This window comes from Mycobacterium sp. B14F4 (assembly GCF_039871645.1).
In the GTDB taxonomy this organism is placed as follows: Bacteria; Actinomycetota; Actinomycetes; order Mycobacteriales; family Mycobacteriaceae; genus Mycobacterium.
On record NZ_JBDPMF010000003.1, the window covers coordinates 132,633 to 159,269 of the forward strand.

28 protein-coding genes and 1 pseudogene are annotated in these 26,637 nt (G+C 67.8%); 7 read left to right on the top strand and 22 right to left on the bottom strand.

Annotation, left to right across the window (positions count from 1 at the left end; all coding sequences use genetic code 11):
• Positions 1–14 precede the first annotated feature (14 nt).
• Positions 15–833: a carbon-nitrogen hydrolase family protein gene (locus ABGB19_RS10445; RefSeq protein ID WP_347685874.1), complete on the top strand. Its 819-nt coding sequence runs from the start codon at positions 15–17 to the stop codon at positions 831–833.
• Positions 830–1,726 carry a DUF2993 domain-containing protein gene (locus tag ABGB19_RS10450; protein WP_347685875.1) on the top strand — a complete coding sequence of 299 codons (897 nt, stop codon included), beginning with the start codon at positions 830–832 and terminating at the stop codon, positions 1,724–1,726. The genes ABGB19_RS10445 and ABGB19_RS10450 overlap by 4 nt, the downstream gene beginning before the upstream one ends.
• A gap of 4 nt (positions 1,727–1,730) precedes the next feature.
• Here ABGB19_RS10450 and ABGB19_RS10455 read toward each other — a convergent pair whose 3' ends face one another.
• The 9 genes and pseudogenes from ABGB19_RS10455 to ABGB19_RS10495 all read right to left on the bottom strand — a co-directional run bounded on the left by ABGB19_RS10455 (position 1,731) and on the right by ABGB19_RS10495 (position 9,131).
• On the bottom strand, positions 1,731–3,197 hold the full coding sequence (locus ABGB19_RS10455; RefSeq protein WP_347685876.1) for a zinc ribbon domain-containing protein: 1,467 nt from the start codon (positions 3,195–3,197) through the stop codon (positions 1,731–1,733).
• On the bottom strand, positions 3,194–4,726 hold the full coding sequence (locus tag ABGB19_RS10460) for a S53 family peptidase (protein ID WP_347685877.1): 1,533 nt from the start codon (positions 4,724–4,726) through the stop codon (positions 3,194–3,196). Before ABGB19_RS10460 ends, ABGB19_RS10455 begins: the two co-directional genes overlap by 4 nt.
• A 58-nt stretch (positions 4,727–4,784) precedes the next feature.
• Positions 4,785–5,051 carry a hypothetical protein gene (locus ABGB19_RS10465; RefSeq protein ID WP_347685878.1) on the bottom strand — a complete coding sequence of 89 codons (267 nt, stop codon included), beginning with the start codon at positions 5,049–5,051 and terminating at the stop codon, positions 4,785–4,787.
• Between the two features lie 65 nt (positions 5,052–5,116).
• Positions 5,117–5,803 (bottom strand): deoxyribose-phosphate aldolase, encoded by a 687-nt coding sequence (gene deoC / locus ABGB19_RS10470; protein WP_347685879.1) that lies wholly within the window; start codon positions 5,801–5,803, stop codon positions 5,117–5,119.
• Positions 5,803–6,219: a DUF2599 domain-containing protein gene (locus tag ABGB19_RS10475; protein ID WP_347685880.1), complete on the bottom strand. Its 417-nt coding sequence runs from the start codon at positions 6,217–6,219 to the stop codon at positions 5,803–5,805. Before ABGB19_RS10475 ends, deoC begins: the two co-directional genes overlap by 1 nt.
• Positions 6,219–6,500: a DUF2516 family protein gene (locus tag ABGB19_RS10480; protein ID WP_347685881.1), complete on the bottom strand. Its 282-nt coding sequence runs from the start codon at positions 6,498–6,500 to the stop codon at positions 6,219–6,221. The genes ABGB19_RS10475 and ABGB19_RS10480 overlap by 1 nt, the downstream gene beginning before the upstream one ends.
• Positions 6,501–6,595: 95 nt before the next feature.
• A pseudogene (locus tag ABGB19_RS10485) lies at positions 6,596–6,676 on the bottom strand (heparin-binding hemagglutinin); the annotation flags it as partial.
• A gap of 481 nt (positions 6,677–7,157) precedes the next feature.
• Positions 7,158–7,700 carry a helix-turn-helix domain-containing protein gene (locus ABGB19_RS10490; protein WP_347685882.1) on the bottom strand — a complete coding sequence of 181 codons (543 nt, stop codon included), beginning with the start codon at positions 7,698–7,700 and terminating at the stop codon, positions 7,158–7,160.
• Positions 7,701–7,793: 93 nt separating this feature from the next.
• The gene (locus ABGB19_RS10495; protein WP_347685883.1) at positions 7,794–9,131 is read right to left on the bottom strand and encodes a DUF445 domain-containing protein; all 1,338 of its coding nucleotides are present in this window, start codon (positions 9,129–9,131) and stop codon (positions 7,794–7,796) included.
• Positions 9,132–9,236: 105 nt separating this feature from the next.
• Here ABGB19_RS10495 and ABGB19_RS10500 point away from each other — a divergent pair, with 105 nt between their 5' ends.
• Positions 9,237–9,941 (top strand): TetR/AcrR family transcriptional regulator, encoded by a 705-nt coding sequence (locus ABGB19_RS10500; protein WP_347685884.1) that lies wholly within the window; start codon positions 9,237–9,239, stop codon positions 9,939–9,941.
• Positions 9,942–9,950: 9 nt separating this feature from the next.
• Complete coding sequence (locus ABGB19_RS10505) at positions 9,951–10,823, top strand: polyphosphate kinase 2 family protein (RefSeq protein ID WP_347685885.1); 873 nt, start codon at positions 9,951–9,953, stop codon at positions 10,821–10,823.
• A 143-nt stretch (positions 10,824–10,966) separates the two neighbouring features.
• Here ABGB19_RS10505 and ABGB19_RS10510 read toward each other — a convergent pair whose 3' ends face one another.
• The 3 genes from ABGB19_RS10510 to ABGB19_RS10520 all read right to left on the bottom strand — a co-directional run bounded on the left by ABGB19_RS10510 (position 10,967) and on the right by ABGB19_RS10520 (position 14,250).
• A complete protein-coding gene (locus ABGB19_RS10510) occupies positions 10,967–11,821 on the bottom strand; it encodes a 3-hydroxybutyryl-CoA dehydrogenase (protein ID WP_347685886.1) in 855 nt (284 codons plus the stop codon).
• 76 nt (positions 11,822–11,897) lie between these two features.
• Positions 11,898–13,184, bottom strand: a complete 1,287-nt coding sequence (aceA, locus tag ABGB19_RS10515) for an isocitrate lyase (protein WP_347685887.1) — start codon at positions 13,182–13,184, stop codon at positions 11,898–11,900.
• A 232-nt stretch (positions 13,185–13,416) separates the two neighbouring features.
• Positions 13,417–14,250 (bottom strand): acyl-[acyl-carrier-protein] thioesterase, encoded by an 834-nt coding sequence (locus tag ABGB19_RS10520; RefSeq protein ID WP_347685888.1) that lies wholly within the window; start codon positions 14,248–14,250, stop codon positions 13,417–13,419.
• 78 nt (positions 14,251–14,328) lie between these two features.
• Here ABGB19_RS10520 and ramB point away from each other — a divergent pair, with 78 nt between their 5' ends.
• Both ramB and ABGB19_RS10530 read left to right on the top strand, forming a co-directional pair.
• Complete coding sequence (gene ramB / locus ABGB19_RS10525; RefSeq protein ID WP_347685889.1) at positions 14,329–15,756, top strand: acetate metabolism transcriptional regulator RamB; 1,428 nt, start codon at positions 14,329–14,331, stop codon at positions 15,754–15,756.
• A 28-nt stretch (positions 15,757–15,784) separates the two neighbouring features.
• A complete protein-coding gene (locus ABGB19_RS10530) occupies positions 15,785–16,336 on the top strand; it encodes a carboxymuconolactone decarboxylase family protein (RefSeq protein ID WP_347685890.1) in 552 nt (183 codons plus the stop codon).
• Positions 16,337–16,346: 10 nt separating this feature from the next.
• Here the strand turns inward: ABGB19_RS10530 and ABGB19_RS10535 are convergent, their stop codons facing one another.
• The 8 genes from ABGB19_RS10535 to ABGB19_RS10570 all read right to left on the bottom strand — a co-directional run bounded on the left by ABGB19_RS10535 (position 16,347) and on the right by ABGB19_RS10570 (position 22,244).
• Positions 16,347–17,129, bottom strand: a complete 783-nt coding sequence (locus ABGB19_RS10535; protein ID WP_347685891.1) for a hypothetical protein — start codon at positions 17,127–17,129, stop codon at positions 16,347–16,349.
• 92 nt (positions 17,130–17,221) lie between these two features.
• Entirely contained in the window at positions 17,222–17,494 is a 273-nt protein-coding gene (locus ABGB19_RS10540) for a hypothetical protein (RefSeq protein ID WP_347685892.1), read from the bottom strand.
• On the bottom strand, positions 17,491–18,885 hold the full coding sequence (lpdA, locus tag ABGB19_RS10545) for a dihydrolipoyl dehydrogenase (protein WP_347685893.1): 1,395 nt from the start codon (positions 18,883–18,885) through the stop codon (positions 17,491–17,493). Before lpdA ends, ABGB19_RS10540 begins: the two co-directional genes overlap by 4 nt.
• A 9-nt stretch (positions 18,886–18,894) precedes the next feature.
• The gene (locus ABGB19_RS10550; protein WP_347685894.1) at positions 18,895–19,368 is read right to left on the bottom strand and encodes a hypothetical protein; all 474 of its coding nucleotides are present in this window, start codon (positions 19,366–19,368) and stop codon (positions 18,895–18,897) included.
• Positions 19,361–19,639, bottom strand: coding sequence for a putative holin (locus ABGB19_RS10555; RefSeq protein ID WP_347685895.1), 279 nt, complete (start codon positions 19,637–19,639; stop codon positions 19,361–19,363). The genes ABGB19_RS10550 and ABGB19_RS10555 overlap by 8 nt, the downstream gene beginning before the upstream one ends.
• A gap of 27 nt (positions 19,640–19,666) precedes the next feature.
• Positions 19,667–20,194 carry a DUF779 domain-containing protein gene (locus tag ABGB19_RS10560; protein WP_347685896.1) on the bottom strand — a complete coding sequence of 176 codons (528 nt, stop codon included), beginning with the start codon at positions 20,192–20,194 and terminating at the stop codon, positions 19,667–19,669.
• 52 nt (positions 20,195–20,246) lie between these two features.
• Positions 20,247–21,770 (bottom strand): aldehyde dehydrogenase, encoded by a 1,524-nt coding sequence (adh, locus tag ABGB19_RS10565; protein ID WP_347685897.1) that lies wholly within the window; start codon positions 21,768–21,770, stop codon positions 20,247–20,249.
• Positions 21,771–21,872: 102 nt separating this feature from the next.
• Complete coding sequence (locus tag ABGB19_RS10570) at positions 21,873–22,244, bottom strand: hypothetical protein (RefSeq protein WP_347685898.1); 372 nt, start codon at positions 22,242–22,244, stop codon at positions 21,873–21,875.
• A 164-nt stretch (positions 22,245–22,408) separates the two neighbouring features.
• On the opposite strand from ABGB19_RS10570, the gene ABGB19_RS10575 reads away from it, so the two are divergent.
• On the top strand, positions 22,409–24,406 hold the full coding sequence (locus ABGB19_RS10575; RefSeq protein ID WP_347685899.1) for a prolyl oligopeptidase family serine peptidase: 1,998 nt from the start codon (positions 22,409–22,411) through the stop codon (positions 24,404–24,406).
• Here ABGB19_RS10575 and ABGB19_RS10580 read toward each other — a convergent pair.
• Together ABGB19_RS10580 and ABGB19_RS10585 are read right to left on the bottom strand one after the other, a co-directional pair.
• Entirely contained in the window at positions 24,399–25,655 is a 1,257-nt protein-coding gene (locus ABGB19_RS10580) for a Dyp-type peroxidase (RefSeq protein ID WP_347685900.1), read from the bottom strand. The genes ABGB19_RS10575 and ABGB19_RS10580 overlap by 8 nt on opposite strands.
• Positions 25,652–26,581 carry an EfeM/EfeO family lipoprotein gene (locus ABGB19_RS10585; RefSeq protein WP_347685901.1) on the bottom strand — a complete coding sequence of 310 codons (930 nt, stop codon included), beginning with the start codon at positions 26,579–26,581 and terminating at the stop codon, positions 25,652–25,654. The genes ABGB19_RS10580 and ABGB19_RS10585 overlap by 4 nt, the downstream gene beginning before the upstream one ends.
• Between the last annotated feature and the right edge of the window lie 56 nt (positions 26,582–26,637).

Genomic DNA, 26,637 nt, shown 5'->3' on the forward strand with positions numbered 1-26,637 from the left:
CGTAGGCTGGGCCGATGCGGATTGCGCTGGCGCAGATCCTCAGCGGGACAGACCCTTCGGCCAACCTCGCGACGGTCGACGAGTACACCCGCCGCGCCGCCGACGCGGGCGCGGGCCTGGTGCTGTTCCCCGAGGCGACGATGTGCCGGTTCGGGGTGCCGCTGGCCCCGGTCGCGGAACCCCTCGACGGGCCGTGGGCCTGCGGTGTGCGGGCCATCGCCGACCGCGCCGGGATCGTCGTCGTCGCGGGCATGTTCACCCCCGCCGAGGGTGGGCGCGTCACCAACACGCTGGTCGCCACCGGGCCCGGGGTCGACGCGCACTACGACAAGATCCACCTGTACGACGCGTTCGGCTTCGCCGAGTCCGACACCGTCGCACCCGGCCACGAACCGGTGCTGATCGAGGTCGACGGGGTCAAGGTGGGCCTGACCCTGTGCTACGACGTCCGCTTCCCCGAGTTGTACGTCGAGTTGGCCGAACGCGGCGCGCAACTGATCACCGTGCACGCGTCGTGGGGCAGCGGCCCCGGCAAGCTCGACCAGTGGACGCTGCTGGCCCGGGCCCGCGCCATCGACACGACCGGCTACGTCGCCGCCGTCGACCAGGGCCATCCCACCGACGAGAAGGTGGCCGCCGTCGGACCGACCGGCGTGGGCGGCAGCCTGGTCGCCTCGCCGGTCGGCGAGGTGGTGTGCTCGGCGGGGGCCGACCCGCAGTTGTTGATCGCCGACCTCGACCTCGACGCCGGGCGGAAACTCCGCGAGACGATCGCGGTGATGCACAACCGCGCGGAGTTCACCCGTCTGGGTAAGGCAGAATCGCGGGGATGACCGATCCCTGGGCTCGCCCGAACCAGCCGCCGCCGACCCAGGCGCCGCAGCCGGGTTATCCCGGCCAGCAGGCGGGCCCCCCCGGCACCCAGGCGGGTCCGCCGCCCCAGTCGGCTCCGCCCGCGCCACCCGAGCGGCCGTCATCCGGTTCGAAGTTGGCGAACCTGTTCCGCGACCCGCTTTCGATCGTGCTGGTCGTGGTCATCGTCATGGCACTGGCGCTGGCCGGCGTGCTCGGTGGTGAGCTCTACGCCCGCAGCCGGGCCGACAGCATCGTCGCCCGCTCGGTGTCCTGCGTGGTGCAGGACGAGGCCAAGGCGTCGTTCGGCGTCATGCCGCCGTTTCTGATCCAGCACATGTCGGGCCACTACACCAACATCCACATCGAGACCGCGGGCAACCAGATCCGCGAGGCCAAGGGGATGAAGGTCGACATCTTCGTCGAGGACGTCCGCCTCGAGGACACCGCCGACTCGAGCGGGACGATCGGCTCACTGGTCGCCGACATCTCCTGGACGACGGAGGGCATCAGCCAGACCGTCTCCGACTCCATCCCGCTCGTCGGCGCGTTCGTCAGCGGGGTCAGCACCAATCCGTCGGACGGCACGGTCGAGTTGGAAGGCCCGCTCGGCAGCATCACGGCCCAGCCGACCGTCGTCGACGGCGGCATCTCGCTGCAGGTGACCGAGTTGACCGGCCTCGGCTTCAGCCTGCCGCGCGAGACCGTGCAGCCCGCGCTCGATGCGTTCACGTCGCAGTTGACCAACGGCTTCCCGATGGGCATCAAGGCCGACTCCGTGGAGGTCACCGACACCGGTGTGCAAAGCCGGTTCTCGGCGCAGAACGCCGAAATCCCGAAGGGCCAGCAGGACGCCTGCTTCGCAGGGCTCTGAGCCCTCAGCTCGTCGGTGACGGCCACCGGAAACTGTTGACGTACTTGCCCATGTCCATGGCGAGCTGAAGGTTGGCTCCCGACGGGTGGCCCGTGCCGAAGTCGCGGCTGAACTCGTGGTACGGGCCCACCGCCCCGGCCACCAGGGCGTAGTCGTTGTTGACGGCCACCATGACGATCAACCGCAGCCGGGTGAACGTGCCGTTCGCGTCCTGCGGGTAGTCGTCGGCGACGACGCCGTAGCCCGGGTGGTAACCGACGAGCGCGTTGGGGATCTCGTATTCGGTCGTGGCGTCGGGATAGTGCTCTGCGATCAGGTCCTCGGCGATCTCCTCGGGGCTGCGGCCCTCGGCGGGCAACCCGAACAGTCGCAGTGTCCCGGTGTCGCCGCCGACGAAGTCCAACTCGACGCCGTCGGGTTCCAGCGTCGCCTCGTAAGCGCTTCCCGGGCCGGGGTATTGGACCGAGAACGCTCCGTCGGCGGCGTAGAAGCGCGGGTTGGACTCGATCGGCTCACCGATCGGTGGACGCCCACAGTCCGGCGGGCACACGAACCTCGCCTCGACCGGCGTGGCGAGGGCAGCCGCCGTCACACCCGCCGCGACCGCCGCCGCCATCGCGGCGCCGAACGCCGTCAGCACCCGGGCGGCGCGGGCTTGCGTCGGCTCGCGCGGTACGGCCGTCCGCATCCCGCGGCGCAACGCCAGCAGCGCCACCACCGCGATCGCGACGTGCACGCCGAGCTGCAGGTGGTGCAGCACCGGCAACGCCTCGATCAACCCCATCACGCCGTACAACCCAAGCGTCACAACGACACTCGCGACGATCAACCGCCGACCGCCGCGCCACAGCGCGAGGCCCACCAGCCCGCCGAGGGCCGCCGCGGTCAGCGGCAGCGTCACACCCTGGATACCCGCCTGCACCAGCAGCGTGCCGACCGACGGGTCTTCGGCCGTGATGCCCGTCGCGTACTGCGGCGCCAACCGGGTCAGGGTCGCCGCGGCGGTGAACAGCACCGCGCCCAGCGCACCGACGGCGTAGCCGTCCAGAGGATCTCGGGTCGACGGGCGCTGCAGCCGCACCACCACCGCCGGGACGAGCATCAGCACCGCGCTGCCGACGGGGATGCCCAGGCCGGTCACCAATTTCTGGCCGGACGTCTCCCCCTGGCCGAGCGCGACGTCGTGGGACTCGGCGACCACCGCACCGGTCATCAGCGCCCAGCCGACGCCGAGTCCGACCGCCAGCGCCGCGGTCGTCAGCAGACTTCGCATCGGCATGCTGCGCGAGACCTTCGCCTCGGACAGATACAGCAGGAACACCAGCGACAGCCCGGTTGCGCCGACTGTGATCAACGCCGCCTGCCACCGCAACAACGCGAAGGCGGCCAGCGCGACGGCCAGGACGCCCAGTGCCGCGCCGAACGGCCGGCGAGACCCCCGCGACAGATGCGGGAAGAGCACACTCGTCACCGCGGCGCTGACCCCGTCTGCAGGTCGAGCAGATTACGGGCCAGGTGGTAGGCGTTCGGCGTGCCCAGGCCCGTCACGAGGTCGTATCCGGGTTGCGAGACGTCGACGGCGTTGCCCCCGACGCGCACGTCGCGGAAACCGGGCAGATTGGCGCCGGCGGCGACGCGGTAGAGGAGCGGATTGACGTCCCCCAGCGGCCGGCCGCCGTTGGCCACCAGGTACTGGTTCATCAGGACGGTCAGCGCCGCCCAGATCGGCGCCGACTGCGACGTCCCGCCACCGATCACCTCGCGCTGGCCGTAGATGAACCGCACCCCGGTGAAGGGGTCGGCGACCGCGGCGACGTCGGGGGTCAGCCGCCGTCGTTCGGTGTCGCGACCGACGGTCAACCGGTCCTGCCACTTCGGGCGCTCGAACAGCGCCGACACCCCGCCGCTGGTGCCCTGCGACAGCGGCGAATCCACCCAGGGATGCTCGGAGAGCCACTGGCCGCGCGGACCGGTCGACAGCGAGGTGCCGCCGACGGACGTCATCTCGGGTAGGGACGCAACCGCGTCGAGGCCGACGTCGTCGGGTCCCGGCGGCGCCGACCACTGGTCGCCGCCCTTGCACTCCAGGCCTCCCGTGTCCCCGCTGGCGTCGAACGCCGACGTGCCGCGTCGCTGCGCGGCCGCCAGCGCCGCCCGCACCGGGGCGAGGTCGGCGGCGGTGACGAAGTCCTCGCAGCCCCACCCGATCGACAGGCTCCACACCGCGCCGGGGAACTGCCGGTCGACCGCCTCGAACAGCCGGCCGATCTTCTCGTACGCGCCGTCGCCCTCGACCGTCGGCCGGGCATTCACCACAACCAGCCGCGCGTCGGGTGCAATGGCATGGGCCACTTGCAGATCCATCGCCGTCTCACCGTGCGACTCACTCGGCTTCCCCCCGACGAGGACCGGTGTGAAGCGCGGCAGTCCGGAGGTGTCGGCGAAGAGGTCGAGGTCCTCCTGATCGGCACTGTCGAACGCGAAGAACACGATCGTGGCGCCCTTGCCGGTGAACCCGTCGTCGGCGAGCGGCGTCGCGTTGTACGCCGACAGGAGTCCGTCGGGCGTCAGCCCGCCCTTCGGCACGTCCAGCGGCCGGAAGCCCGGTCCCTTGATGCGGTGCGGGGTGTAGCCCAGAATCCGGCCCAGCCCGGTGACGGCATCCCGCAACGCCGAGGGCACCGTCGGTTGCCCGGCCGCCGCATAGAACACCTGCCCCCTCGGCCCGCGGTAGTCATGCACCGGGACCGCGAACGCGCGCGCGAGGTCGGCCGCACGTCCCTCGACGACCGCCCACCCGTCGCCGGGCCGCCAGCGCACCCGCAATCCCTGGTCCTCTGCCCAGCCGAGCAGCGTCGCCGGACGCGCGACAGCGGGCAGCGTCACCGTCAGTTGCGCGTCGGCCGACCGTGACGGGCCGAGTTCGGTGGAGTCGGCGAGCAGCGCGGCGATCGGCCCGCCGATGGTCGGCGCGCTCCGCGGGGCGCACGCGGCGACCACGTTCGACGCCGCGAACAGGACGACCGCCGCGGCCAGCGCGGTGACCCGGTGCGCTATGTCAGCGATGGCCGGGGGTGGCCGTCGGCGCCGGCGGCGCCAGCACCGTCGGCGAGAAGGGGTTCGGCTGATTGGGATCGATCCGCGGCGCCTTCTCGGTGGGCGCCGCCGGTGCCTGTGTGGTCGTCGTGGCGGTCGTCGTGGTCGTCGTCTCGGGGGCCTCCCCCTCATCGCTCGAGCAGGCCGCGGTGAAGGCGCCCATCGCGAGAATTGCGGCCACGCCGGCCATGGCCAGCACGCGACGAAGCAAACCGCTTTGTTCAGTCATGAGGGCGATCCTAACTGCGCTTGCACCGGAGTGGACACTTCTCACAGCAAATTTTATGTCTGGCGTCAATCGGGCTGGACGGCCAGCCCGTCGAGCACCGCGCGGGTGCCGGAGAGGCCGAGCCGGGTGGCTCCCGCGTCGAGCATCACGACAGCATCCGCCGCCGTGCGGATCCCGCCGCTGGCCTTGACCCGCGGTCCGACGGTCGCCATCAGCTCGACGGCTCGCACGGAGGCACCGCCTGCGGGGTGGAAGCCGGTGGAGGTCTTGACGAAGTCGGCGCCGCCGTCGGCGGCGGCCCGGCAGGCGGTCAACAGGGTGTGCTCGTCGCCGAGCAACAGCAGCGCGGCCGACTCGACGATCACCTTGAGGGTGCTGCGCGGACCGATCGCCGCGCGGACCGCTGCGACGTCGGAGCGGATCGCGCCGGCGTCGCCGCTCAGTGCGGCACCGACGTCGATCACCATGTCGATCTCGTCGGCGCCCGCCTCGATCGCCAACCGCGCCTCTTCGGCCTTGATCACCGAAAGGTGTTTGCCCGACGGGAATCCCGCCACCGCGCAGACCTTCTGGGCCTGCGACCTCGCGCGCACGGCGATCGGCACCATCGACGGTGACACACAGATCGCGAACACCCCGAGCGCGGCGGCCTCCTCGGCGAGGCGCACGACGTCGGCCTCGGTGGCCTCGGGTTTGAGCAGTGTGTGATCGACGAGCGCCGCGACCTCGTCGCGGCGGTACGCACCCGGCACTAGAAGGGTTCTTCGGTGCCGCCGGGGTTGCAGCCGGCCTGCAGCAACTCCTCTTCGGAGACCTCGGGCCGCCACGGTTCGAGGTTCCAGCTGCGCTTGCCCGGCTCGCTGAGCTCGGCGAACTCCCAGTGGCAGACGAACTGCGGTTTCATGCCGGGGATGTCGGCGTCCGGCGCCAGCGTCAGCACCTCGGCCCAGGCCTGTTCGCCTTGCGCGGGCGTGCCCAGCCCGGACGCCTGCCTGCCTGCCGCCGTCGGGAAGACCCGCAGGCTCGACAGGTCGCCCCACTTCGCCCACTGAACGTGGTCCACGTACGGCGGCGTCGGGGCGACGGGACCGGCGGACGCGGCAGGGCTCGCGACGCCGGGTGCGATCAGGGCGATCGCCGCAACGGCGAGTGTGACGGGGCGGCGCACTACCGCGACTTCCCCTGAATCTCCAGCAGTTTCGGCCGGACGTCGACCAGATAGACGCCGGCGGCGACGGCCGCGATCGCCGTGCCGGTGATGCCCAGCACCAACGCCAGCAGGCCGCCGACGCCGAGGATCACCAGCCACACCGGCTTGGTCAGCTTGTCGGCCGCGGTGTAGGCGTCGGGACGCTGAATCGCCGCGTGGACGAACGCGTACACGGTCGTCACGAGCACGACGATCTGCAAAACGAAGAGGACGTAACCCACGAGGCCTTGGAGCTGCACGCTGTCAAGACTAAGCGGGTTACGTCCCCTTGGTCGACTTACCCGGTCGGCGGGGTCCTGCGACCCCGCGGCCGTCACTACTTCTGGGTGACCTTCTTGGCCGCGGCCTTCTTCGCCGGCGCCTTCTTGGCGGGCGTCTTCTTGGCCGGGGCCTTCTTGGCGGCGCTCTTGGCCGGGGCGGCACCCTTCTCGGCCTTCTTCGGCAGCTCGACGCCCACCAGCTTGGCGGCGCGCTCGCCGACGGCGCGGGTCTGCGAGGCGACGTTGCCCAGCGCCTCCTGGGTCAGCTCGACGGCCTGGTCGGTGTAGCCCTCGACGCGGCCGGCGGCCTCGGTGAAGCCGGGCTGGCTGCGCAGGCGCTCGATGGCGGCCTCGCCGCGCTCGATGAGCTTGTTGTAGGTGGTCTGCGCGGCGTCGGCGTAGGTCTCGGCGAACTTGCGCAGCTCCTCGGACGAGAGCCGCTCACGCAGCTCGCCGAACTGGCTCGGCAGGTCCTCCTGGAGCCGGTCGATCCGCGCGCGGGTCTCCTCGACGCGGCTGCGGGAGTCGGTGCGGGCGTCGCCCGCACGCTCGCGCAGGGTGGCGACGATCTCGTTGACCCGCTCGAGGGCGAGGTCGGCAGCGCCCACGGCGGCGAGCAGCGGGGCCTTCAGGTCGTCAACGGTCGGCTGGTTCTTGGCCGGGGTGTTCTTGGCCGGGGTGTTCTTGGCCATGGTGTTCGATTCCTTTCACGAGTGTTGCATCCAATGATTTGGCTTGATGATGAGTCGCCACTAGGGCCTTTGGTCTGCGTCGGTCAGTCGTCGGCTCCTCACCTTCGGCTTCGTTCTGCTGGCCCTCGCTCTGTTGACAGAACGACGTGTAGATGTCGAGCAGCACTTGCTTCTGCCGCTCGGTGATCGCGGTGTCGTTGACGATGGCGTCGCGGACTTCGCTGGTCTCGCTGGGCTCGAGGATTCCGGCCCGGACGTACAGCACTTCCGCGGACACCCGCAACGCCTTCGCGATCTGGTTCAGCACGTCGGCGGAGGGTTTACGCAATCCCCGCTCGATCTGGCTGAGGTAGGGATTACTGACGCCGGCCTTCTCGGCCAGCTGCCGTACGGATACCTGGGCAGCTTCCCGCTGAGTGCGGATGAAGGTGCCGATGTCCTGTGCGGCGTTGGTCACGACGGCGGCAAGATTCTCGTCCTGCGACATGCGTAACCCCCTCAATGCGCATGGGTATCCGATTAACGACGATTCCCACCGTACGACGGGGTGCTAACTTTTGCAAGCACTAGTTAGCGCAGGTCAGAAGAGTAGCTGGGCTATCGAATAGATGATCAGACCGGCAAGCGAGCCGACCACGGTGCCGTTGATCCGGATGAACTGCAGATCACGTCCGACGTGAAGTTCGATGCGGCGACTGGCCTCTTCGGCATCCCACCGCTCGATGGTCTCGGTGATGATCGCGGTGATCTCCACCCCGTATTCGCCCACCAGGTGCTGAGCCGCCCGGATGATCCAGTTGTCCACCTTGTCGCGCAGGTCGGCGTCGTCGCGCAGCGACTCCCCTATGTGCACCACCGAGTCGGCGATGCGGGTGCGCAGCGCCGACGACGGGTCGTCGACGGATTCGAAGGTGATGCGCTTGGCCGCCGACCACGCGGTCTCGGCGGCCCTGGTGACCTCCTCGCGGCCCATGACCTGGTCCTTGACCTTCTCGGCGCGATCGATCGTCGCCTCGTCGTTCTGCAGGTCGTCGGCGAACTCGAACAGGAACCGGGTGGCCGAGCGGCGCAGTTCGTGGTCGGGGTTGCGGCGCACCTTGTCGGTGAAGTCCATCAACTCCCGGTGGATGCGGTCACCGACGAGGTGGTCCACCCAGCGCGGCGACCAGGTCGGCGAGTCCCGCTCGACCACGCGCTCGATGATGTCGCCTGCGTTCAGCGACCACTGGAACGCGCGGTCGGCGAGCAGCTGCAGCAGCGCCTCCTGGCGGCGTTCTGCGAGCAGGCTGGCCAGCACACGGCCGACGGGCGGCCCCCACAGCGGCTCGGCGATGCGCTTGACGATCATCCGGTCGAGCACATGCTGGACGTCCTCGTCGCGCAGCATCTCCACAAGCACCCGCAACACCGTGGCCGTTTCGGCCGCGACACGCTCGGCATGCGCCCGATCGGACATCCACTTGCCCAGCCGCCCGGCCACCTGCGCGTCGCGCAGCTTGGTCTCCACCACCGCGGGCGACATGAAGTTCTCCCGAACGAAGGTGCCCAGCCCCTCGCCGAGCTGGTCCTTCTTGCGCTTGATGATCGCCGTGTGCGGGATCGGGATGCCGAGCGGATGCTTGAAAAGGGCGGTCACCGCGAACCAGTCGGCCAGCGCGCCGACCATGCCCGCCTCGGCCGCGGCACGCACGTAGCCGACCCAGCCGGGCGCCCCGTTGGACAGCGCCCACGAGCAGACGAGGAAGACGACCGCGGCGCCGATGAGGAAGCTCAGCGCGACCACCTTCATGCGGCGCAGCCCGCGGCGGCGTTCGGCATCTGCGACCGAGTCGGCACCGGCTAACGTCTCGGCGAAGCTGGCGCGCGCAGCGCGCGGGGCGGGCAGAGCTCTCCCGCCGGCGCTCGGTCTGTGTGCCACCCCTCCATCATCCGCTACCGCGGGAGTGCGACGCCGGTCCGACAACGCCGACTGTCAAGATCAGCCGTACTATCAAGGAGGACTAGGGAACGGATCACGGGGACAGTGGCACAACACACCCAGGCAATTGCGGTCAAGAGTGACGGCCGTAAACGGCGATGGCACAAGCACAAGGTGGAACGCCGCAACGAGCTGGTAGACGGCACGTTGGAGGCCATCCGGCGCCGCGGCAGCAACGTCAGCATGGACGAGATCGCCGCCGAGATCGGGGTCTCGAAGACGGTGCTCTACCGCTACTTCGTCGACAAGAACGACCTGACGACCGCGGTGATGATGCGGTTCGCCCAGACCACGCTGATCCCCAACATGGCCGCCGCACTGTCGTCGGAGCTGGACGGCTACGCCCTGACTCGCGAGATCATCCGCGTGTACGTCGAGACGGTGGCCGCCGAGCCGGAGCCCTACCGGTTCGTGATGGCGAACAACTCGGCGAGCAAGAACCACGCGGTGGCGACATCTGAGAACATCATCGCCCGCATGCTGGCCGTGATGCTTCGGCGCCGGATGCTGGCGTTCGGGATGGACACCGGTGGCATCGAGCCGTGGGCGTACCACACCGTCGGCGGGGTGCAGCTGGCCACGCACTCGTGGATGTCGAACCCGCGGATGACCGCCGACGAGTTGATCGACTACCTCACGATGCTGTCGTGGAACGCGCTGTGCGGCATCGTCGAGGTCGGCGGGTCGCTGGAGCGGTTCCGCGAGCAGCCTCACCCGTCGCCCGCCCTGCCGCCCGCGGTGGCCGACTAACCTTCGGGCATGAGCGAGGAACTCGACCTGCCGTCGCTGTGGACACACGCGCCACATGAACACCTGAGGTTTCGAAGCGGCCAGCGGGTTTCCGACATCGACACCCGGGCCACGCCCGGATTCCAGGGCCGCAAGGCCGACGCCGCCACGCTGCAGGCCGAACGCAGCCTGCGCCTGGCCGAACTGCAGGAGAAGCTGTACGCCAACCACAAGGCCGCTAGGGGCGACGACCGCTCGGTGCTGCTGGTGCTGCAGGGCATGGACACCTCCGGCAAGGGCGGAATCGTCAAACACGTTGTGGGGTCGGTGAATCCGATGGGTGTGCGCTACACCGCATTCGGAAAGCCGACGGAGGAGGAGCGCGCGCACCACTTCCTGTGGCGCATCCGCAAGGCCCTGCCGGCGGCCGGCCATATCGGAGTGTTCGACCGCTCGCACTACGAGGATGTGCTGATCGTCCGTGTGCACAACCTGGTGCCGCCGGACGTGTGGGAACCGCGCTACGACGAGATCAACGCGTTCGAGCGGGAACTCGTCGACGGCGGGATGAAACTGGTGAAGGTCGCGATGTTCCTGTCGCTGGCGTCGCAGAAGAAGCAGCTGCTCGAGCGGCTCGACGATCCGACGAAGTACTGGAAGTACAACCCGGCCGACATCGACGAACGAAAGCATTGGGACGCTTACCAGCAGGCCTATCAGGTGATGCTGGACCGCACGTCGACGGAGTACGCGCCCTGGTTCGTCGTGCCGTCCGACAAGCGGTGGTACAGCCGGCTCGCCGTCACCGAGCTGCTGATCGAGGCGATGAAGTCGTTCAACATGGCTTGGCCGCCACCGGATTTCGACGTCGCAGCCGAGCGAAAGCGGCTTCTCGCGACCTAACTCTCTCGGATTGCGCCGAGCGTCGGAATTGTGACGAATTCCAGCTGAGCTACGAACCAGGTACGTCAAGCTGCATCACAACGTGTACACGCCGATCGGGATGAAGCTCGATGCGAGGGACCGTGCGTGCGCGGCGCCCTCGCTCAGTACGTGTAGAACCCCTGGCCCGACTTCTTGCCCAGCTGGCCCGCCTCGACCATCCGCAGCAGCAACGGCGGCGGCGCGTAGTGCGCGTCCTTGAGCTCGGTGAACATCGAATCGGCGATCAGCTTCATGGTGTCCAGGCCGATCAGGTCCGACAGCCGCAGCGGTCCCATCGGATGCGACAACCCCGCCACGATCGCCTTGTCGACGTCCTCGATTGTCGCCACCCCGGACTCGACCATCCGGATCGCCGACAAAAGATACGGCACCAGCAGCGCGTTGACGACGAAACCCGACCGGTCGCTGCAGCGCACCACCTGCTTGCCCAGCACCTCGGAGGCGAATTTCTCGACCCGGGTGATCGCGCCCTCCGATGTCACCAACGTGTTGACCAGCTCCACCAGCGGAAGCACCGGCACCGGGTTGAAGAAGTGCAGACCGAGCACGCGCGACGGATTCGTCGTCGCCGCAGCGATTTTCATGATGGGGATGCTGGAGGTGTTCGACGCCAGCACCGCATCGGGATCGGTGATGACCTCGTCGAGCTGAGCGAAGATCGTGCGCTTGACGGCCTCGTCCTCGATGACGGCCTCGATCACGAGCTGCCGGTCGGCCAGATCGCCCAGCGACGTCGTGAACTTCAGCCGTGCCAGCGCCGCGTCCCGATCCCCCTCGGAGAGCTTGCCTTTACTCGCCGCGCGTTCCAGCGACCCGGTGATGCGCTTGCGGCCGGCCTCGAGAAGCTCCTCGGAGGGCTCGAAGACGTCGACGTCCGCGCCCGCCTTCGCGCACACCTCGGCGATCCCGCCGCCCATCTGCCCGGCGCCGACGACGCCCACTCGCTCAATGCTCACGACTTCTCCTCTACTGCAGCGATGAGCCCCGCCCGGGAATGCCAGGCGGGGCTCATGCTGTCATGCGTTCGACGACCTAGTGGAACTGACCCTCTTCGGTCGAGCCCGCCAGCGCGGTGGTCGACGAGGTCGGGTCGACGGTGGTGGCGATCCGGTCGAAGTAACCGGCGCCGACCTCACGCTGGTGCTTGGTCGCGGTGTAACCCCGCTCCTCGGCGGCGAACTCGCGCTCCTGCAGCTCGACGTAGGCGCTCATCTGGTTGCGGGCGTAGCCGTAGGCCAGGTCGAACATCGAGTAGTTCAGCGCGTGGAAACCGGCCAGCGTGATGAACTGGAACTTGAAGCCCATCGCGCCGAGCTCCTTCTGGAAGCGAGCGATCGTCGAGTCGTCGAGGTGCTTGCGCCAGTTGAACGACGGCGAGCAGTTGTAGGCCAGCATCTGGTCCGGGAACTCGCTCTTCACGCCCTCGGCGAACTTGCGGGCCAGCTCGAGGTCCGGCGTGCCGGTCTCCATCCAGATCAGGTCGGAGTACGGCGCGTAGGCCTTGGCGCGGGCGATGCACGGCTCCAGGCCGTTCTTCACCCGGTAGAAGCCTTCCTTGGTCCGCTCACCGGTGATGAACGGGCGGTCGCGCTCGTCGACGTCGGAGGTGATCAGCGTCGCCGCCTCGGCGTCGGTGCGGGCGATGACGACGGTCGGCACGTCGGCGACGTCGGAGGCCAGGCGGGCCGAGGTGAGGGTGCGGATGTGCTGCTGGGTCGGGATCAGCACCTTGCCACCGAGGTGACCGCACTTCTTCTCCGACGCCAGCTGGTCCTCCCAGTGCGAGCCGGCGACACCGGCGGCGATCATCGCCTTCTGCAGTTCGTAGACGTTGAGCGCACCGCCGAAGCCCGCCTCGCCGTCGGCGACGATCGGGGCCAGCCAGTTCTCCACGGAGGTGTCGCCCTCGACCTTGGCGATCTCGTCGGCGCGCAGCAGCGCGTTGTTGATGCGGCGCACGACCTGGGGCACCGAGTTGGCCGGGTACAGGCTCTGGTCCGGGTAGGTGTGGCCGGACAGGTTCGCATCACCGGCGACCTGCCAACCGGACAGGTAGATGGCCTTCAGGCCGGCGCGCACCTGCTGGACGGCCATGTTGCCGGTCAGCGCACCGAGCGCGTTGACGAACTCCATGTCGTGCAGCTGGTTCCACAGCACCTCGGCGCCGCGGCGGGCAAGGGTGGCCTCTTCGACGACCGTCCCCTGCAGGGCGACGACGTCCGCAGCCGAGTACTCACGGGTGATGTTCTTCCAGCGCGGGTTGGTGTCCCAGTCCTTCTGGATCTCTTCGGGTGTCCTCGGCTTGCCGACCGTCGACATGGGTGCTCCTTCGATTTCTGTTAATGCCTAAACGGCTTCGCCGTTCTGCTAATTCGAGGATGCACCACACCGTTAGTGCAGGTCCAGCGGTTTCAGTTGCCAACTTTCGCCAACCATAAGTCGCATTTTGCAAATCTTGCGAAGGCAATGCCTGGCTGAACCGGTTCAGAAGTTACCCGGAGGTAACCGATTTTCGCTGGTCAGTACGCCCGTACTGTTAACCCCGCGGCAATCAAAGCGAGAAGATCGCAGCGACGGCTTTCGCCTCGTCGCCGACCGCGTATGTGAGCGTTGTAACAGTTCGATCCGTGAGTTCCGGACCGAACTGGTCCGTCGATCCCGGCGGGTGGACGTGGCTGAGGATCTCCATCTTGTCCCCGAGGGCCACGGCGGCGTCGTGCTCGATGGTCACCCGCAACGGGTACGGCGTCTGCTCCGGGTGATGGTGAAGGTAGTCCTCGACCACCGACCAGTACACCGAGTTGTTCATGTGGTCGAAGATGTCGATGTCGCTGACGCGGATCGGGAAGTCGCGGACCTGGTCGGCGTCCTCGCGGCTGCCCGGCGACAGGTACGCCTTCCACCGCAGGCGGTCGACGTCCGTGGTGCGCCGCAGGCCCTCGAGGAAGTCGTCGGAGATCCGCGCCGGCCCCTGCGTCTCGCGGTTGATGTTGATCCAGAACGCCTCCGACTCGATGAGGCCTCCGTTCCGCTTCCCATCGATCCGCACGCGCATCTCGCACCACCGGTTCGAGGTGCCCGAACACCAGCGGCGAAGCCGCAGCATGTCCTGGAACTCGATGGGTCGGATCATGTCGATCATCGTGCGGCGCACGATCCACAGCGGGTGGGTCTCCTGGAAGCCCATCTCGCGCAGCTGGTCCGAGCCGATGTCCTGGATGTGGCGCGTCGCGGCGTCGAACTTGAGCCGGCCCTCCCGGTCCACGTCGGCGACCCGCAGCGGCCATTCGATGTCGAACACGTCGGGGTGCGGATCGGGGACGGGCATCATGGTCTTGGCAAGGCCCTGCGCAGGCCTTGCACCGGGCCCGCCCTTGGTACTCATGGGTGCCGATCCTGCCACACCTCCGCGGCCTGCCAACAATGCGAAGGCACCGTTAACAACGTTGCTACGCTGGCTGACGTGGCGAAAACGTTCGTCGGCTCGCGAGTCCGGCAGCTTCGCAGTGAACGCGGCTTCAGCCAGGCGGCGCTGGCGCAGATGCTCGAGATCTCGCCGAGTTACCTCAACCAGATCGAGCACGACGTCCGGCCGCTGACCGTCGCCGTGCTGCTGCGCATCACCGAGGTGTTCGGCGTCGACGCGACCTTCTTCTCGTCGCAGGACGACACCCGCCTCGTTGCCGAGTTGCGCGAGGTCACCCTCGACCGCGATCTCGACATCGACGTCGACGTGGCCGAGGTCGCCGATCTCGTTGCGTCGCACCCCAACCTGGCCCGCGCGATGGTCAACCTGCACCGCCGCTACCAGCTGGCCAACACCCGGCTGGCCGCTGCGACGGAGGACCGCTTCCCCGTCGGCAGCGGCTCGAGTTCCGGGTCGGGGTCGATCTCCATGCCGCACGAGGAAGTGCGCGACTACTTCTATCAGCGGCAGAACTACCTGCACGAACTCGACACCGCGGCCGAGGACCTCACCATCCGGACACGGATGCACCGCGCGGAACTGGCCCGTGAGCTCTCCGACCGGCTGACCATGGTGCACGGCGTGCGCGTCGTGCGTCGCAGCGACCTCGGCGACACGGTGCTGCACCGCTACGACGCCGCGACCAAGACCCTGCAGATCAGCAACCACCTGTCGTCGGGACAGACGGTGTTCAAGATGGCCGCCGAACTGGCCTACCTCGAGTTCGGCGACCTCATCGAAAAGCTCGTCGCCGACGGCAAGTTCACCAGCGAGGAGTCGACTAAGCTGGCCCGGCTCGGGCTGGCCAACTACTTCGCGGCCGCAACGGTCCTGCCGTACGGGCAGTTCCACGACGTCGCCGAGGACTTCCGCTACGACGTCGAACGGCTCTCGGCGCTCTACTCGGTCAGCTACGAGACCGTCGCGCACCGGCTCTCGACCCTGCAGCGGCCGTCCATGCGCGGCGTGCCGCTGTCCTTCGTCCGGGTCGACCGCGCGGGCAACATGTCGAAACGCCAGTCCGCGACCGGGTTTCACTTCTCGTCCAGCGGCGGCACCTGTCCGCTCTGGAATGTCTACGAGACGTTCGCCAATCCCGGCAAGATCCTGGTGCAGGTCGCCCAGATGCCCGACGGGCGCAACTACATGTGGGTGGCGCGCACCGTCGAACGCCGCGCCTCCCGCTACGGCCAGCCGGGCAAGACGTTCGCGATCGGCCTCGGCTGCGAACTGCGCCACGCGCACCGGTTGGTCTACTCCAAGGGCCTGGACCTCTCGGGTGAGGTCTCGACGCCGATCGGCGCGGGCTGCCGGGTGTGCGAACGCGACAACTGTCCGCAGCGGGCGTTCCCGGCGCTGGGACGCGCGCTCGACATCGACGAACACCGCACCACGGTGTCGCCATATCTCGTGAAGCAGCCGTGATCCGTAGGCGGTCTATAGACTCGCTGTGGTGAGCGCAATCGAGTCGGCGCGCATCGCGCCCGGTGGATTTTCCGAACTCGGCCCGGTGAACTGGGCCATCGCCAAGCTCGGGGCGCGCGCCATCAGGGCGCCCCGGTTCAGCCTGTTCAATGTGCTCGGCCAGCACCGCCTTCTGTTCCTGGCCTGGCTGCCGTACAGCGGCATGCTGCTCGGACTGCTGAGCAAACTTCCCGTGCAGGACGCCGAGACCGTCATCCTGCGCGTCGGTCATCTGCGCGACTGCGAGTACGAACTGCAGCAGCACCGCCGGCTGGCCCGCACCCGCGGCATCGGCGCCGACGTGCAGAAGAAGATCTTCGAGGGCCCCGACGCCGAGGGGCTCACCGAGCGTCAGCGCGCGCTGATCACCGCCACCGACGAGTTCGTCGTCACCCGCGGGGTGTCACAACAGACGTGGACGCGGCTGGCCGGGCATCTCACCAAAGCCCAGCTGATCGAGTTCTGCATGCTGGCCGCGCAGTACGACGGGCTGGCCGCCACCATCACCACGCTCAAGGTGCCGCTGGACTTCCCGGACTGAGCCGGGCCGCTCACCCGATGAAGTTGTTCCAGTCCGTCTGTTCCGAGATGTCTTGCTGGAACTCGACTTCGGGGGCGAAGGACGGGTTGTCGGCCACGGTTTGGTACGACTCATCGACCACGAATTGATCAGCCGGGTCGAACTCCGACGACATCGAAGCGGCGTCGTCGTCCGCGACCGCTTCGGCGTACGGGACACCGGGGTCGACGATCGCGGGCTGGTAGTAGTCGTCGACCACGGGTTGGTCGAGCGATCCCATCTGAGCCGGCGCCGACAAGCTGCTGCTGTCCCCGAAGGGATCGAAAGACATGTCAGCACTGACGTCCGGTCGGGCTACCGCGCTGTCGGGTGCCGGCGGGCCCACCGGGTCAGCGTGCTCCGCCCAATCGAAGTCATCGGGGTCGGGCGAGCTCAGCCGGGACGACAGCGAAACGCTGCTGCTGTCGGCGAGTTCGTCGGCGAACGGGTCGACGGTGGCCGCATCCGACGTGACGGAGGCATCCGGGTCGTAAGGGCGCGCGAGCGAGTTGAGAGCGGCCGCTTCCGAGGTGGCCTTCACGTCGGGGTCGTAGGGTTTGGCGAGCGCGTTCAGCCGGGCGACCTCTTCCCAGTACTCGATGTCGGCTTGATAGGCGTCTTCGAGTGAATTGTCGGGACGATCGGGATCCCCGTGCGGCCGTTGCTCGCCGTACTCCTCGTCGAATTCATCTTCGTGTGAGTCGCCGCCAGCGGGCTTCTGCTCGTCGTAATCCGAATTCTCAGCTTGTTCCCATGGACCCTGAACGTCGGACATGGTGGCCTCCCGATGCCGAACGGGACCCGAAAATCATAGTCCGGTACGCGGTGGAACCACACCCGATCAGCGAGGTTCGCGCCGCGGTCGGGCTACAGGTACGTGATGCCCAGCACGACCAACGACAGCAGCACCGGCGAGACCGGCAGCGCCCACAGGAACGCCGACCAGACGTCGGACTTGCGCTGGTAGGCACGCCAGCCGAGCCAACCGGCCGCCGCGCCGAGCACCAGCGAGACCGCCGCCACCACCAACACCCACGTGTTGACCCGCGCGCTCGCGGTGGCAAGGGAGATGCCGGCCAGCCACAGGATGTGGCCGACCACCAACCCGCCGATCCCGGCGACCCAGATCGCTCGGCTCAAAAGTTGATCATGTGGCCGAGCAGCCCGTGGAAGCATTCCTGCAGGGCTTCGGACATGGTCGGGTGGGTGTGCACGTTGCGCGCCAACTCGGTGGCGGTCAGGTCCCATTTCTGCGCCAGGGTCAACTCCGGCAGCAGTTCGGAGACGTCGTGGCCGATCAGGTGTCCGCCGAGCAACTCGCCGTACTTGCCGTCGGCGATCAGCTTTACGAAGCCGCTCGGGTCACCGGCACCGTGCGCCTTGGCGTTCGCGGTGAACGGGAATTTGGCGACCTTGACGTCGTAACCCTCGTCGCGGGCCTGCTCCTCGGTGAGCCCGAAGCTGGCCACCTGCGGCTGGCAGAACGTCGCCCGCGGCAGCATCCGGTAGTCGCCGAGCGGCAAAGTCTCTGCCCCCGCGATGGTTTCGGCCGCGATGACACCCATCGCTTCCGCGACGTGGGCCAGCTGCAGCTTGCCGGTGACGTCGCCGATGGCGTAGATGTGCGGCACGTTGGTGCGCATGTAGTCGTCGATGCCGATGGCCTTGCGCTCGGTGACCTGCACACCGGCCTTGTCGAGGCCGTAGCCCTCCAGGTTCGGTGCGAAACCGATTGCCTGCAGCACCTTTTCGGTCTTGATGTCCTCGGATTCGCCGTCCTTGCTGACGGTGACGACGACCTCGCCGCCGTCGTCGGAAATGGATTCCACCTTCGTGCCGGTCAGCACTTTGACCCCGAGCTTCTTGAACTGCTTCTCGATCTCCTTGGAGACCTCGGCGTCCTCGTTGGGCAGCGCGCGCGGCAGGAACTCGACGATGGTGACGTCGACGCCGTAGTTCTTCATGACGTAGCCGAACTCCATGCCGATCGCGCCGGCGCCCGCGATGACGATCGAGGACGGCAGTTCGCGCGTCATGATGAGTTCTTCGTAGGTGACCACGTTGTCCGACAGCGACGTGCCCGGCACCAGGCGGGTGCTGCTGCCGGTGGCGATGATGGCGTTGTCGAAGGTGACGGTCTCGGTACCGCCCTCGTTGAGGTCGACCTCGAGAGTGTGGTCGTCGGTGAAATTCCCGTAGCCGTGGATCTCGGTGATCTTGTTCTTCTTCATCAGGTAGTGCACGCCGGCGACACGGCCATCGGCGACCTTGCGGCTGCGGTCGAACGCCGCACCGTAGTCGAACGTCACGTCACCGCTGATGCCGAACTGCTTGGCCTCCTTGGTGAAGATGTTGGCCAATTCGGCGTTGCGCAACAGCGCCTTCGACGGGATGCATCCGACGTTGAGGCACACGCCGCCCCAGTACTTGGGTTCGACGACTGCGGTGTTCAGTCCGAGCTGGGCGGCGCGGATAGCCGCGACGTATCCGCCGGGGCCACCTCCGAGAACGACGACGTCATAGTGGGTCACGCCCCCACACTAGTAAGGAATCACTCCTGCGAAACACCGGCTTGCCCATTCGCAGAAGTAGAGGCCGTGCAGCACCGCAGCCCCCGCGACCGCCCCGAGCGGCGCCGAGGTGACCGCGATGCCCAGCGCCGACACCACCGGCCTGCTCGGCGCCATGGTGATGAGCAGCCCGGCCACCGTCGAGGTGATGACGAAGACCAGCACGACGAACACCGGCGCCGTCTTGTCCAGCGAGTGGTACCACCAGTGGTAGAGGCCTCCGCCCGCCGCGGCGGCGATCAGCCACACGCCGGCCACGACGAGCGCGAACGTCCAGCGCTTGACGTACACGAAGTTGCCCGGCACCACGATCGGCGGCGCCGGTATGGGTAAGGGCTCGGACGGCACGTCAACGGCGACCGACGCCGGTGCCTCGAACTGACCTGTGGTGAAGGGCGTGTACGGCTCGGTCGGGTCACCGTTGAGGGTGTCGGTTTCAGGCACCGTGCACCGCCTGGATCGCGACCAGCACACCGAACCAGCCGGGCGCGATCGCGAGGATGAACGCGCCGACGGCCGTCACCCACCGTCGCCCGGACAGCAGGATCGTCAACAACCCCAACGCGCCGGGCACACCGACCACGAGCGCCACCACGACGTCGGGGCGGATCGTCGCATCGACCAGAAGTGTGGCCGCGATGCCGACGATCAGACCCACGGCCGTGCCGACGAGCAGGGCGCTCGTCAGCAACCACGCCCGGGGCAGCGGGATCACGCCTTCGAGATTAAGGCCCGCGAAACGCTAATCCGCTGAGGCGCGCCCCAGCGGTGTCGGGCAAGCGTCGACAGCCTCGGCGACGACGTGCGTGCCGTCCGCCGGCGGGCGCTCGCCACGGGCGAAGGCCGCCCCGACGATGGGCGGCTGCTCGGCCAGCAATCGGTTCTCGGCATCGGTGAACGCGCGCCCCCGGGACAGGAACCGCATGCCCTCCGGCGCTTCGACGCTGAAGCCGCCGCCGCGGCCGGGCACGACGTCGATCACCAGCTGGGTGTGCTTCCACGCGTCGAACTGCGGGCCCGAGATCCACACCGGCACGCCGGCACCCACGTCGAGCACGGCCAGCAGCACGTCGCGGTCGCCGACGACGAACTCCCCGTCGGGGTAGCACATCGGCGACGACCCGTCGCAGCAGCCGCCGGACTGGTGGAACATCAGCGCGCCGTGCCTGCCCTGCAGTCTGGCCAGCAGGTCCGCGGCGGCCCGGGTGATCAGCGCCCTCTTTGGCCGAGACTGAACCTGTGCAGACGATGCGGGCGATTTTCCCTGCACAAGTTCAGTTTCGGCATCCACCATGTTCGTCGCTTCCTCGCGCAAGCGCTCGTCAGAAGAACCCCTGGGCCTTATTCGAGTAGGACACCAGCAGGTTCTTGGTCTGCTGGTAATGGTCGAGCATCATCTTGTGGTTCTCCCGGCCGATGCCGGACTGCTTGTATCCGCCGAACGCCGCGTGCGCGGGATAGGCGTGATAGCAGTTGGTCCACACCCGACCGGCCTTGATGTCGCGCCCGGCGCGATACGCGGTGTTGCCGTCGCGTGACCACACCCCGGCGCCGAGCCCGTACAGCGTGTCGTTGGCCTGGGTGATGGCGTCGTCGTAGTCGGTGAACGACGTGACCGCGACGACGGGGCCGAAGATCTCCTCCTGGAAGATGCGCATCTTGTTGTGGCCCTCGAAAATGGTCGGCTGCACGTAATAACCGCCGGACAGGTCGCCGCCGAGTTCGGCGCGCTCCCCACCGGTGACGACCCGGGCGCCTTCCTCCTTGCCGATCTCGATGTAGGACAACACCTTCTCGAGCTGGTCGTTGGAGGCCTGGCTGCCGATCATGGTCTCGGTGTCGAGCGGATCGCCCTGCCGCACCGCCTTGGTGCGGATCGCCGCCAGTTCCAGGAACTCGTCGTAGATGTCGGCCTGGATCAGGCTGCGCGACGGACACGTGCACACCTCGCCCTGGTTCAGGGCGAACATCGTGAAGCCCTCGAGCGCCTTGTCCTGATAGTCGTCGTGGGCGGCCAGCACGTCGGAAAAGAAGATGTTCGGGCTCTTGCCGCCCAGCTCCAGCGTCACCGGGATCAGGTTCTGCGACGCGTACTGCATGATCAGCCGACCCGTGGTGGTCTCGCCGGTGAACGCGATCTTGGCGATGCGGTTGCTCGACGCCAGCGGCTTGCCGGCCTCGAAGCCGAACCCGTTGACGACGTTGAGTACGCCGGCCGGCAGCAGGTCGCCGATCAACGACATCAGGTACAGGATCGACGCCGGGGTCTGCTCGGCGGGTTTGAGCACCACGGCGTTGCCCGCGGCCAGCGCGGGGGCGAGCTTCCAGGTGGCCATCAGGATCGGGAAGTTCCACGGGATGATCTGGCCGACGACGCCGAGCGGTTCGTGGAAGTGATAGGCCACGGTGTCGTCGTCGATCTGGGACAGTGAGCCCTCCTGCGCGCGCACCGCGCCGGCGAAATAGCGGAAGTGATCCACGGCCAGCGGAAGGTCGGCGTTGAGGGTTTCGCGGATCGGCTTGCCGTTGTCCCACGACTCGGCCAGCGCCAGCGACTCGAGGTTCTCCTCGATGCGATCGGCGATCTTGTTGAGGATGGTGGCACGCTCACCGGCGGCGGTCTTGCCCCACGCCGTGGCCGCACCGTGGGCGGCGTCGAGCGCCTTGTCGATGTCGGCCTCGGTGGATCGCGGCACCTCGCAGAAGGCCTGGCCGGTCACCGGGGTCGGGTTCTCGAAGTACTCCCCTGACACCGGCGCCACCCACTCCCCGCCGATGAAGTTTTCGTAGCGGGACTCGTACGACATCAACGCATCTGAGGCACCGGGGCGGGCGTAAACGGTCATCGATGACTCCCTCATGTCGTCGGGCAGATGGTGTAACTGAGCTCACACTACGCCCGCCCCGGTCGCGTTTTCAGGGCTGTACGCGATGCCTGCAACCAGGGCTCAGTAGTGGAACACCTGGTCGTGCCTGAACTGGCCGTCCGTGCAATCGACGTTGACGTTCCAGTCCCGGTTCTCCGGGAAGGACGGGGCGATCACCAAGTTGTAGGTGGAGTCGGCCGCCAAGTAGAACGGCGCGGAGACGTACCAGTCGGCGTTGTACACGCACAGGCCGGCATCCTGCGAGCGGTGGTTCCTGATGTGCACGGTCAGGCCGTGATGGAGCCCGTTGTGCCAGGGGCTCCACCCGATGGTGAGGGCGTGGGGGTCGGCGAGATCCCCGAGGTCGGCTTGCGACGTTCCCGCACCGAGGAACAGCAGTGCTGGAATCGCGGCCGCAGCGAGGGCGGCACGGGTGGCGGTCAGGGCGTTCATGACACTTCTCCTTTTCGTTCGCGGCCCCGGATGGGCCGCGCTCACAGGTAGGAGCCGCGGTGAGACGCCGTTCTGACACTTTTCGGGCGGTTGGATTTCCCCGGCACGGCCGGCCGCCACCACCTGGGGCCGCGGCCGACACACCCGTTCGGAAGACTGACCCCATGGCTGACGACCCGTATCTGTGGCTCGAGGAGATCTCCGGCGACGACGCGCTGGACTGGGTGCGCAAGCACAACGAGCCGACCATCGCGGAATTCGGCGGAAGCCGGTTCGAGCAGATGCGGACCGAGGCGTTGGAGGTGCTCGACACCGACGCGCGCATTCCGTATGTCCGCAGGCGCGGCGACCACCTGTACAACTTCTGGCGCGACGCCGACAACCCGCGCGGCCTGTGGCGGCGCACCACGCTGGACGGCTACCGCACCGAGCAGCCCGACTGGGACGTCCTGATCGACATCGACGAATTGGCGGACGCCGACGGGGAGAACTGGGTGTGGGCGGGCGCCGAGGTCATCGAGCCCGACTATTCGCTGGCGCTGGTGGAACTGTCTCGCGGGGGAGCCGACGCCACGGTGGTCCGCGAATTCGACATGCAGACACGCCAATTCGTCACCGACGGCTTCACGCTGCCGGAAGCGAAGTCGAGTGTGACGTGGCAGGACAGTGACACCGTGCTCGTCGGCACGGACTTCGGCGAGGGGTCGCTGACCGACTCCGGCTACCCGCGCATCGTCAAGCGGTGGAAGCGCGGGCAACGGGTCGAGGATGCGCGGACGTTGTTCGAGGGCGAGGCGACGGACGTCAGCGTGGGGTGCGGGTACGACCCGACGCCGGGCTACGAGCGGCTGCTGATCACGCGGTCGTTCGACTTCTTCAACCGGCACCGCTACGAGCTGCGCGGTGACGACCTGATCGAGATCGACGTGCCCACCGATGCCGGCATCTCGGTGCACCGCGAATGGTTGCTGATCCGGCCGCGCTCCGACTGGACCGTGGGGGCGACGACGTACCCGGCCGGCTCCCTGCTGGCCGCGAACTACGACGAATACCTCACGGGCACAGCACAGCTCACGGTCGTGTTCGAACCCGACGCGCACTCCAGCCTGGAGAACTACGCGTGGACCCGCGACCACCTGGTGCTGATCACGCTCGTCGACGTGATCAGCCACGTCGAACTGGTCTCCCCGGGCACATGGCAGCGCGCACCGATCGACGGGGTGCCGTCCAACACCAACACGGTGCTGGTCGACGCCGACGAGTACGGCGACGAGATGTTCCTCGACTCCAGCGGATTCGACAGCCCGTCGCGGCTGCTGTGGGGCCACGCCGGCGGCGAGGTCACCGAGATCAAACGGGCTCCGTCGTTCTTCGACGCCGCCGACCTGGAGGTCAGCCAGCATTTCGTCGCATCGGCGGACGGCACGATGGTTCCGTACTTCGTTGTCGGACATCGGCACAACCAGGCACCGGGCCCGACGCTGCTCAGCGGGTACGGCGGGTTCGAGGTGGCCAACACGCCGTCCTACGGAGGTGTGCTCGGCCGGTTGTGGCTGTCGCGCGGCGGCACCTTCGTGTTGGCGAACATCCGCGGCGGCGGTGAATACGGGCCGACGTGGCACACCCAGGCCATGCGCGAGAACCGCCACCTGGTGTACGAGGACTTCGCGGCGGTGGCCGACGACCTCGTCGCTCGCGGCATCACGACCGTCGACCGACTCGGTGCCCAGGGCGGCAGCAACGGCGGACTGCTGATGGGGGTGATGCTCACGCGGTATCCCGAACTGTTCGGCGCGCTGGTGTGCAGTGTCCCGCTGCTCGACATGCGCCGCTTCCACCTGCTGTTGGCGGGCGCGTCGTGGATGGCCGAGTACGGCGATCCCGACGACGCCGACGACTGGGCGTTCATCTCGAAATACTCGCCCTATCAGAACATCTCGTCCGACCGCCGGTATCCGCCTGTGCTGATCACCACCTCGACCCGTGACGATCGCGTTCATCCCGGCCACGCCCGCAAGATGGCCGCCGCGCTCGAGGACGCGGGACAACCGGTGCACTACTACGAGAACATCGAGGGCGGCCACGCCGGGGCAGCGGACAACGCCCAGACCGCGTTCCGATCGGCGTTGATCTACGAGTTCCTGTGGTCGGTGCTCAGCTGACCAGCTGATCGCCGAGGAACCGGTCGGGACCGGTGACCCCGGGAAGAGTGAAGAAGAAACCGCCGCCGACGGGCAGGATGTACTCCTCGAGCGGCTCACCCTTGAGCCGGTTCTGCACCGTCAGGAAACCCTTCTCCAGGCTGCGCTGGTAGGCGATGAAGGCCAGCCCCTGGTCGAGCCTGCCCGCGCCGTCGAAGCCGCGGGAGTAGTTGAATCCCCTACGGAGGATGAGGTTCTCGTCGGTCTCGGGCGTGCGGGGATTGGCCAGCCGGATGTGGGCGTTGAGCGGAATCCGCTTGCCGTCGGGGTCTTCCGCATAGTCGGGGTCGGTGAACTCGCCGGTGAGCCCCAACGGTGCGCCGCTGACCTTCGCGCGCCCGATCAGCGCTTCCTGCTCGACGAGTTGGGTGCGGTCCCAGAACTCGACGAACATCCGGATGATGCGGATCGCCTGATACGACCCGCCGACGGCCCATTCCGGTTCTCCGTCCGTACGCCCGACCCACACGTGACGGTCCATCAGCGTCTCGTCGTCGACGTCGAGGTTGGCCGTACCGTCCTTGAATCCCAGCAGGTTTCGCGGCGTCGCGGCTTCGGAGACCCGGCCCGCGCCGATACCCCTGGCGTAGCCGTCGACCATCCACCGCAGCACGAGGTCGCTGCGGGTGCGCCGCATCAGCTGCCGCAGGGCGAACACCACGCTGTCGTTGTGGCCTGCCTCGATGATGATCGACAGATCCCCATGGGAGAGTTTGGGATCGAGGCGGTCGTTGGCCAGGAACGGCATGGTGACCAGTTCGGTGGGTTTGTGGTCGGCAAGGCCGAACCGGTCGTCGAACAACGAGGCTCCGACACCGACGACCACCGAGAGGTTGTCCGCGGGCGGCTGCTCGCCGAGGATCCCCGAGTCGACGGGCGGATAGGAGGGGTGACGCGTCTCCGGCGGCTTACCCGCCATCAGCCCGCGGATCTCGTCAGTCAGCTCGCGCAGCGTGCGCGCCAATCCGGCCCGATCCTTGGACACCACGTTGAACGACGCCACCAGACCCTGCTCGGGAATCGGCAACGACGTGATTCCGCTCTGGTGTGCGCCCTCGAAGGGCACGAAACCGGCGGACGGCGCGCCGGATTGCCCCGGCTCGGGCGACGAGCACCCGGCGAGGGCCGCACCTGCGCCCACGGCGACACCGGTGCCCAGAGCGCCGGTGACGAAGCCGCGGCGGGTGATACCCGAGCGCCGCTTGCTCACTGCAGCTTCAGCACTCCCGACACCTGAGACAGGTTCTCCGACAGTCCGGCCAGCTCGGCCTTCAGCTTGTCGATGACATCGGGCGTCACGGTCACCTCGGGGCAGCGCGGCGACGGGTACGGGTCGTTCTCGGTGCAGAACAGCACCCAGCCGTCTCCGCGGCGCAGCGGGCCCAGGGTCTCGAACACGGAGTTGATCCCGGAGTCGATCTTGCCCAGCAGGGCCGGATCGGCTTTGACCAGAGCGGGATCCAGCTTGCCGACCGCGTCGCGCGCGCCCTGCAGGTTGGCGTCGAAGTCCCAGAGGTCGGTCTTGGAGTAGCGATCCTCTTCGCCGGTGATCTTGCCCTCGGACACCTCTTCGATCAGCTCAGCGGCGCCGTTGGAGACGTCGACCGGCTTGACGTCGACCGACGGGAACTGCGCCTTGAGGTCGGCGACGTCTTTGTCCAGTTGGTCGGCGAACGGCGCACCGCCCTCGGTGGTGTTCTTCTCGAACAGCAGGTACTCGAGGCGGTGCCAGCCGGTGAAGGCGGGATCGTCGACGCCGGCGAAGTCGTCGACGCGCGCGTCGATCTTGCCGTCGATCTCCTCGACCAATCCGGCAATCGGCTCGATGCGTTCCCACGGCTGACGGGACGGCGCGTACGCATCCTGCGCGGCCTTCAGGTCTCCGGCGCGCACGGCGTCGGTGAACACCTTGACCAGCCGTTGCAGCTCGTCGATGTTGCTCTGCGCATACGCCTTGTAGTCGGCCGCCGCCTTGTCCAGGAGCGCGGGATCGACCGCGGCGGCGGCGCTCGTCGTGGTCGCCGACTCGCTGGCCGACGTCGTTGCCTCGCCGGAGGACGAGTTGTCATTGGAGCATCCGGGTAGGAGCACGCCGAACACGGCGATCGGGGCTGTCCAGGCGAGATAGCGATTCATTGGCACCTCTAAGTTAGGAAAGCCAAAACATAGCACCCGGCGATCGGGACGAGGAT

What these genes read in the sequence shown, in the direction of transcription:
- ABGB19_RS10445 (WP_347685874.1), top strand. Translation starts at nt 15, where the DNA reads ATGCGGATTGCGCTGGCGCAGATCCTCAGCGGGACAGACCCTTCGGCC.
- ABGB19_RS10450 (WP_347685875.1), top strand. Translation starts at nt 830, where the DNA reads ATGACCGATCCCTGGGCTCGCCCGAACCAGCCGCCGCCGACCCAGGCG.
- ABGB19_RS10465 (WP_347685878.1), bottom strand. Translation starts at nt 5,051, where the DNA reads ATGACTGAACAAAGCGGTTTGCTTCGTCGCGTGCTGGCCATGGCCGGC.
- ABGB19_RS10490 (WP_347685882.1), bottom strand. Translation starts at nt 7,700, where the DNA reads ATGTCGCAGGACGAGAATCTTGCCGCCGTCGTGACCAACGCCGCACAG.
- ABGB19_RS10505 (WP_347685885.1), top strand. Translation starts at nt 9,951, where the DNA reads ATGAGCGAGGAACTCGACCTGCCGTCGCTGTGGACACACGCGCCACAT.
- aceA (WP_347685887.1), bottom strand. Translation starts at nt 13,184, where the DNA reads ATGTCGACGGTCGGCAAGCCGAGGACACCCGAAGAGATCCAGAAGGAC.
- ABGB19_RS10520 (WP_347685888.1), bottom strand. Translation starts at nt 14,250, where the DNA reads ATGAGTACCAAGGGCGGGCCCGGTGCAAGGCCTGCGCAGGGCCTTGCC.
- ABGB19_RS10535 (WP_347685891.1), bottom strand. Translation starts at nt 17,129, where the DNA reads ATGTCCGACGTTCAGGGTCCATGGGAACAAGCTGAGAATTCGGATTAC.
- adh (WP_347685897.1), bottom strand. Translation starts at nt 21,770, where the DNA reads ATGACCGTTTACGCCCGCCCCGGTGCCTCAGATGCGTTGATGTCGTAC.
- ABGB19_RS10570 (WP_347685898.1), bottom strand. Translation starts at nt 22,244, where the DNA reads ATGAACGCCCTGACCGCCACCCGTGCCGCCCTCGCTGCGGCCGCGATT.
- ABGB19_RS10575 (WP_347685899.1), top strand. Translation starts at nt 22,409, where the DNA reads ATGGCTGACGACCCGTATCTGTGGCTCGAGGAGATCTCCGGCGACGAC.
- ABGB19_RS10585 (WP_347685901.1), bottom strand. Translation starts at nt 26,581, where the DNA reads ATGAATCGCTATCTCGCCTGGACAGCCCCGATCGCCGTGTTCGGCGTG.